A 7,323-nucleotide genomic window follows, 5' to 3' on the forward strand; every position below is an offset into this window, starting at 1 on the left:
CGACCAGGCGCTGCCGGACGCCGGCCTCGGCGAGCGCGGCCGCGACACGGCCGCCCACGGCGCCGGTCGAGCCGGTCACGCCGACGAGCGGGCCCGACGAGGAGGGGCGGGGGACGGAGGAGGCGCCGGTGTCGGTCATGACGCTGCCAACGACCGGGGCCCCTCCTCTGTTCCCGGCCCCGCCGTGCCGGATCACCGTCGAGGCACAGTCGGGAACGATCCTCGACATCGACTAGCCGCCGCACCTGTCGAGCGTCGGTCGCCGCCGGTAGGGTCGACGACGGCCAGCACCCGGCGGGCCGACCGGGTGACGCGAGGAGCGACGGATGGGCCACGACCACGCGCACGGCCACATGGCCGCCGACGGCCGTCGCCTGCGCCTCGCGATCGGCGTCGTCGCCCTCGGCCTCGTCGCCCAGCTCGTCGGCGCGGCCCTCTCCGGCTCGCTCGCGTTGCTCGCCGACTCCGGCCACATGGCCTCCGACCTGGCCGGCCTCGTCATCGCCCTGCTGGCGACGATCGTCGCCGCCCGCCCCGCGAGCGGCCGTCAGACCTACGGCTACCGACGCGCCGAGGTCTTCGCGGCGCTGGTCAACGGCCTCGTGCTCGTCGCCGTCTCGCTCTCGGTGGCCGTCGCCGCCGTGTCGCGGCTCCTCGACCCGAGCCACCTCGAGGTGCTGGGCCTGCCGATGCTCGTCGTCGGCCTCGTGGGCGGGGCGACCAACGTCGTGGCGCTGCTGGTGCTGCGCGGCGGCGCCTCCCACTCGATCAACATGCGCGGCGCCTACCTCGAGGTGCTCGGCGACCTGCTCGGGTCGGCGGCGGTCGTCGTCGCCTCGGTCGTCGTGCTGACCACGGGCTTCGCCCAGGCGGACTCGGTGGGCTCGCTGATCATCGCGGCCATGATCGTGCCGCGGGCGTGGTCGCTGCTGCGCGAGGCCGTCCGGGTGCTCTTCGGCTCGGCGCCGGGCGACATCGACCTCGCGGCCGTGCGCGCGCACATCACCGACACGCCAGGGGTGGTCTCCGCCCACGACGTGCACGCCTGGCAGATCACCAGCGGCGCGACCGTCTTCTCGGCGCACGTCGTCGTCGAGCGGGATGTGTTCTGCGACATGCGCGTCGACGAGACCCTCGACGCCCTCGACAAGTGCCTCGCCTCGCACTTCGAGGTCGAGCACGCGACGTTCCAGCTCGAGCCGGCCGACCACGCCGAGCACGAGCGCACCACCCACGCCTGAGCAGGAGGGGCCGCTACAGCTCGTCCTCCCACGGCAGCGCCTGTGCGCGCGACACGGGCGAGAGCGGCACGACGACCACGGGTCGCGTCTGCCGGTGGCTGAGGTGCAGCGCCACGGAGCCGGCGAAGAACTCGCGCAGGCTCCCCCGGAGCCCCGCCTCCCGGCTGCCCACCACGATCATCGGCGCGTCGATCGTCCCGGCGAACGACGCGAGGCCGGTCGCGGGGTCGCCCGTGAGGGCCACGAAGGCGACGGGCCCGGCGTGGTCGACGAGCACCGTGAGCAAGCGCTCGCGCAGCTCCGGCTCGAACGCGATCTCGTCCGCCCAGTCCTCCGCGGCGATCGGGTACGAGAGCACGGTCCCGTCGATGCTCTCGGCGAAGGCCATCCGGTCGGGCTCGACGGCCACGCAGGCGAGCCCGGTGCCGAAGCGCCGGGCGAACTCCGCGGCCCGGGCCACGACGGCCTCGGCGGTGACGGGGACGACGCCCACGACCACCCAGCCGCGCAGCTCCTCCGCCGGGTCCGGGATGTCTCCTGAGCGAGCCACGGCGACCACCTCTCCTGCTCCCGAGCGGCGGCGCCGCCGCGCGTGGCCACAGTGAACCACGCGGGTGCCCCCGAGGGGAACCGCCGGTCGGCCCCTTCCGCCGGCTCCCCGACGAGAGCACACTGTCAGGATGTGCGGCCGCTACGTCATCGCGAAGGCCACGTCCGACCTGATGCCCGACCTGCTCGCCGGCCTCGGGACCCTGCCGGACGACTTCAACGTCGCCCCGACCACGACGGTGCCCGTGGTGCGCACGCGTCACGGCGAGCGCGAGCTCGCCCAGGCACGGTGGGGGCTGACGCCCTCCTGGTACCCCGACCTGAAGAAGCGGCCCCGGCCGATCAACGCCCGTGTCGAGACCGTCGCGACGAGCGGCATGTTCCGGCGGCCGTTCGCGCAGGCACGCTGCATCGTGCCGGCGCTCGGGTACTACGAGTGGGTCGTCACCGAGACGGGCAAGCAGCCGCACTTCGTGCACCAGCCGGACGCCGGCCTCGCCATGGCCGGCGTGACGAGCGCCTGGCCCGACCCCGCCAAGGACGAGGACGACCCGACGAGGTGGGTGCTCTCGATGTCGATCATCACCCGCGACGCCCACGTCGCGCCCGGCGAGGTCCACGACCGGATGCCGTCCTGCCTCACGCCCGACGCCTACGACGACTGGCTGGGCGACCACCTCGACACCGGTGAGCTGCTCTCGCTGCTCGACCGCGCCTCCTTCGAGGTGGCCCACGACCTCGTGCACCACGAGGTCACGCGCGACGTCGGCTCGGTGCGGAACACCGGGCCCAGGCTCATCGAGCCGGTGGGCTGAGGCCCGGGACCACCGGAGGCGGCGCGGTCGTGGTCGCGCCCGCGTGGCTCACGAGCCGCTCGCGCAGGTACGACGCGAGGGTGCCCTGAGCACGGCGCGACTCGGCGTTCACGCGGTTGAGCGGCACCCGGCCGCCCGCGGCGAGCGCCGGGTCGCGCGGGACGACCACGAGCGACCGCCGGCCGAACTCGTTCTGCAGCGCCTCCTCGGCACGCGCGGTGGAGTGCTGGCCGAAGGTGCCCACGACGACCACGAGGATGCGCCTCAGACCGCCGCTGCCGTGGCGCTCGCGCACCTTCTCGAGCACGCGGCGGACGTCGGCCGTGCCGGCCTCGGTGGTCGGCCCGACGACGACGCCGAACACGTCGGGCTCGGCCAGCAGGTCGATCAGGGCCCCGTCGGCGTGCGCCCCGAGGTCGTGCAGCGACAGCGACCGGTCCACGCGGCCCGCGTCGTCCCCTCCGGTGAGTCGTGCGCCGAGGTCGCCTCCCGAGTGGTCGACGAGCCGGGGCGACGAGTCGCCGGAGAGCGTCGTGAAGAGCAGGGCCGTGACGGTGGTGGTGCCCACGCCCCCCGCCACGCCCGCGACGACGACGCGACGGCTGCCGGCGACGCCGCTCACGACGCCGTCCCGGACGCGGAGGGCTCGCCCGCACCGGCAGGCTCGCCAGCACCAGGAGGCCCGGCAGGCCGGAAGTCGGCCACCTGCACGATGCGCGGCGACTGCCCCCGGCGCACCAGCCGGCCGCGCCCGGCGGTCATCTGCTCGGCGTACACCTGCGGGAGGATCTGCCCCTCGCTCCGCTCGCCGGACATCACCAGCGACGACCCGCCCGTGTCGCGGATCGTCTGCAGAGCGGAGTCGTAGAGCGCGCGCGAGGCCCCGGCGACGGGCCGGCTGAGCAGCACGTGCAGCCGCAGGTCCCGCGCCGACGGCAGGAACGGGAGCAGGGGACGCAGCGGCTCGGTGCCGCCGGACGCGACGATGTCGTAGTCGTCGACCACGACGACGATGCGCGGCCCCGCGGCCCGGTCCCCCGCCTGGCGCGCCGCGAGCTCGCCGGCGACGGCCGTGGCGAGCGCCCGGGCGTCCGTCGAGGTCGAGGCGTGTCCGCCCAGGTAGTCGTCGGGCACCTCCGAGACGAGGTCGCCGCGGAGGTCCATCAGGGCGACGACGAGGTCGTCCGGCGAGGCGCGCTCGACGAAGCCGCGCACCAGGCCGCGCAGCACGGTGGACTTGCCCGAGCGGGAGTCGCCGAACACCAGCAGGTGCTGCTCGAGCGCCGGATCGAGCAGCACGGGCTGCATCGTGTCCTGCCGCAGGCCGAAGGGCACCGCGACGGGCTCGTCGCGGACGTCCGGCAGCTCGTCGGGCGAGAGCTCCGTCGGCAGGAGGCGGATCGGCGCGGCGGCCGGCCCGTTCCAGCTCGTCGCCGAGCGGCGCGCGAGGGCCTCCAGGGCTGCCCCGAGGTCGTCGTCGTCCGTGTCGTCGAGCACCGGGAGGGCGACCTGGGCGAACAGGTGGTCGTCCGTCAGCGCGCGGCCGGGCTGGTCGGAGCGGATGGTCTGGGCGAGCTTCCGGCCGATGACCGAGTCGGCGGGGTCGTTCAGGCGCAGCTCGACCCGCGTCCCGACGAGCGGCTGCTGCGCCATGCGCAGCTCGTTCCAGCGGGTCATGCCGAGCACGACGTGCAGCCCGTAGCCGCCGCCGCGCTGCAGCAGGTCGCCGAAGGGCGTCTCGAGCTCGGCGAAGTCGTTCCGCAGCGCGCCCGTGCCGTCGACGACGAGCACGACGTCGGCCGAGATCAGCTCGGGCACCTCGCCCGCCGCGTGCAGGCGACGGAGCATGGCGAGGGAGTCGATGCCGTGGTCGCGGAACACGCGCTCGCGCACCACGAGCATCGCCGCGAGCTCCTCGAGCAGCCGGAGGAGGCGGTCCTTGCTGGCGCGCGTCGCGACGCCTCCCACGTGCGGGAACCCCTCGATCCGCGCGAGCCCGCCGCCCGTCAGGTCCATGCCGTAGACGGTGACCTCGCGGGGGGTGTGCGTGAGGGCGAGGGAGGCGACGACCGTGCGCAGGAACGTGCTGCGGCCGGTCTGCGGGGCGCCGATCACGGCGACGTGCCCGCCGGCCCGGGAGAGGTCGAGGAGCCAGGGGTCCTGTCGCTGGCGCACGGGGTCGTCGAGCAGCCCGACGGGCACGCGCAGCCCGCCCGCGCCGGGCTCGCCGACGACCCTCGAGAGAGCGAGCCGGTCGGGCAGCGGCGGCAGCCAGACCGGGTCGACCGCGGATCCGCCGGCCATGAGGCGGTCGACGGCCTCGTCGATGACCGCACGCCCGACGTCGGGCCGGCTCAGCTCCTCCTCGCCCTGGTCGTCGTCCGACGACGCGATGCCGTTGTAGGTCGGCAGCAGCAGGGGCACGGGACGCACGTCCTCCGTCGACAGGGCGCGCGCCGCCTCCGAGGGGAGGGGACCCGAGACGAAGCCCGCGCGGAACCGCCGGTACACCGACGTGTCGACCTTGAGGAACCCGTAGCCCGGCACGGCGGGCAGGTGGAACGCGTCGGGCCGGTCGAGCACGATCGAGCTCTCGGCCTCGGAGAAGGTGCGGAGGCCGATCCGGTACGAGAGGTAGGTGTCGAGGCCGCGCAGCTTGCCGGCCTCGATGCGCTGGCTGGAGAGCAGCAGGTGCACGCCGATCGACCGGCCGATGCGGCCGATCGTCAGCAGCAGGTCGACGAACTCGGGCTCGGCGGTGAGCAGCTCGCCGAACTCGTCGATGACGACGAAGAGGTGCGGCATCGGCGGCAGCTCCGGCCGCTCGGCCCGCATCTCGCGGTAGTGGCTGATCGAGGCGGCCCCGCCGGCGTCGCGGAGCTGCTCCTGACGCCGGACGACCTCGCCCTGGATGCTGACCCGGGCACGCTCGGTCAGCTGGGCGTCGTCGGCGAGGTTGTCGATCAGACCCGCGACGTGCGGGAGACCCTGGAAGGGCGCGAAGGCCGCGCCTCCCTTGTAGTCGACGAGCACCATGCTGAGGTCCTCCGGGGGGTGCGACAGGGCGAGCCCCAGCACGAGCGTGCGCAGCAGCTCGCTCTTGCCCGAGCCGGTGGCGCCGATGCAGATGCCGTGCGGGCCCATGCCGAGCTGCGCCGACTCCTTGAGGTCGAGCAGCACGGGCGCGCCGAAGTCGTCGAGCCCGATCGGCACCCGCAGGAAGTCCCGCGGCGAGCGCGGCGTCCACGCCGTCGCCGGGGTCAGCGTGGTGACGTCGTCGATGCCGAGCAGCTCGGTGACGCTGATCGAGCGGGCGGAGTCGACCTCGTCCTGGCGGCTGAGGCTGAGGCGCAGCGGCGTGAGCGTGCGGGCGACGGCCTCGAAGAGCTGAGGGGTCGTGGTGTCGATGACGGCCCGCTGCACGCGCACCTGGCCGTCGTCCTCGACCCGCGCGTCGGTGACGACCGCCTCCTCGCCCTCGACCGTGATGCGGAGCGTCACGTCCGACGGCTCGTGCAGGCGGTCGCTGAGCAGGTGGACCGTGGTGACGCCGAGGTCGGTCAGCGACAGGTCGGCGTCGGGCACGGGGATGCTCGAGGCGACGTGGCCCCAGTCGTCGACGAAGACGACCAGCCGTGAGCCGTCGGTGCGCGCGGTCGTCCCGATCGAGCGCTTCGTGGTCGCCGCCTCCTGCGCCCTGTCGCCCAGCTCGCCGCCGATCACCGAGAGCAACGAGGAGGCGCTGGGCGCGACCCGGCGCGCCGGCACCGGCCCGTCGAAGAGCGAGTCGACCACGGCGTGGGGCAGCAGGTCGACGCCCTTCCAGTCGGCGGCCGCGCTCTCGGGGAAGGCCGCGGCGATGTGCACGTCGTCGGGCGAGTGCAGGGCGGCCAGCTGCAGGATCATCGAGCGCGCGACGCGCAGGGCGGACTCACGGTCGCCGAGCACGGCGACCGATCCGGCACGGTCGAGGTCGACGGTGATCGGCATGCCGCGCACCGTCGAGAGGTGGTCGACGACCGACTGGGCCTCGCTCACCATGATCGGGTCGAACGGCTGGACGGGGTCGGGGTCGTCGGGGACGGACATCGGGAACCAGGCCAGGTCGCCCTCGCCGATCCGGACGGAGAGGAAGTCGTCGTGCTGACGGCGGCGCTCCCAGAGCCGTGCGGGGTCGCGGACGAGCTCGAGCAGCGCTGCGGGCTCGGGGTCGAGCACGGCCGCGGTCGCGCGCACGGCCCGGCCCTTGGTCCGCATGGCGGCGCGCAGCCGCTCGAGGAAGTCGAGGTAGCGCTCACGCTGCACCCGGCGCTGCCGCACGGCGTTGCCGCGCTGGCTGAGGGTGACCGCCAGGCCGCCGATCAGGGCGACGAGCAGCAGCACGCCGCCCACGAGCAGGAACAGCGGGTTGGAGCTGCCGCGGTAGACGACGATCATCACGACGGACGAGAGCGCCCCGACCACGGGCAGCAGCGCCTGGACGGGAACGCCGCCGACCTTGCCGTCGGCCAGCTGGGGCGGCGGCGTGACGTCCTGGTGCTCAGCGGGCTTCACCGGCCGGGTGATCCGGGTCGGACGGTGGACGAGCTTGACGGTCATCGCCGTCCCTCCTGGCTCCGCGTGGCGGTGGTCGACCCGGCGGACCGGCGCCCGCTGCGGCGCTCGGGGTCGCGCCCGGCGGTGGCGTGCGGGTCGCGACCCGGCACGGCGTCCCGGGC

At 74.6% G+C, this 7,323-nt stretch carries 5 protein-coding genes; 2 read left to right on the forward strand and 3 right to left on the reverse strand.

The window, feature by feature from the left end; translation table 11 throughout:
• Positions 1-326: 326 nt before the first annotated feature.
• Positions 327-1,241 (forward strand): cation diffusion facilitator family transporter, encoded by a 915-nt coding sequence (locus RWM17_RS10465; protein ID WP_314103428.1) that lies wholly within the window; start codon positions 327-329, stop codon positions 1,239-1,241.
• Positions 1,242-1,254: 13 nt separating this feature from the next.
• On the opposite strand, the gene RWM17_RS10470 is transcribed toward RWM17_RS10465, so the two are convergent.
• A complete protein-coding gene (locus RWM17_RS10470) occupies positions 1,255-1,791 on the reverse strand; it encodes a universal stress protein (protein WP_314103430.1) in 537 nt (178 codons plus the stop codon).
• Positions 1,792-1,921: 130 nt separating this feature from the next.
• Between RWM17_RS10470 and RWM17_RS10475 the strand changes: the two genes are divergently transcribed.
• Positions 1,922-2,605 (forward strand): SOS response-associated peptidase, encoded by a 684-nt coding sequence (locus tag RWM17_RS10475; RefSeq protein WP_314103432.1) that lies wholly within the window; start codon positions 1,922-1,924, stop codon positions 2,603-2,605.
• Here RWM17_RS10475 and RWM17_RS10480 read toward each other — a convergent pair.
• Positions 2,586-3,227: a hypothetical protein gene (locus tag RWM17_RS10480; RefSeq protein WP_314103434.1), complete on the reverse strand. Its 642-nt coding sequence runs from the start codon at positions 3,225-3,227 to the stop codon at positions 2,586-2,588. The two genes, RWM17_RS10475 and RWM17_RS10480, sit on opposite strands and share 20 nt — an antisense overlap.
• A complete protein-coding gene (gene eccCa / locus RWM17_RS10485; protein WP_314103436.1) occupies positions 3,224-7,204 on the reverse strand; it encodes a type VII secretion protein EccCa in 3,981 nt (1,326 codons plus the stop codon). The genes RWM17_RS10480 and eccCa overlap by 4 nt, the downstream gene beginning before the upstream one ends.
• Positions 7,205-7,323 lie beyond the last annotated feature (119 nt).

Origin of the sequence: uncultured Frigoribacterium sp. (assembly GCF_963515265.1) — a bacterium.
Lineage (GTDB): Bacteria > Actinomycetota > Actinomycetes > Actinomycetales > Microbacteriaceae > Frigoribacterium.

Excerpts from the sequence above, each read along its gene's own strand:
- RWM17_RS10465 (WP_314103428.1), top strand. The coding sequence starts at position 327 with ATGGGCCACGACCACGCGCACGGCCACATGGCCGCCGACGGCCGTCGC.
- RWM17_RS10475 (WP_314103432.1), top strand. The coding sequence starts at position 1,922 with ATGTGCGGCCGCTACGTCATCGCGAAGGCCACGTCCGACCTGATGCCC.
- eccCa (WP_314103436.1), bottom strand. The coding sequence starts at position 7,204 with ATGACCGTCAAGCTCGTCCACCGTCCGACCCGGATCACCCGGCCGGTG.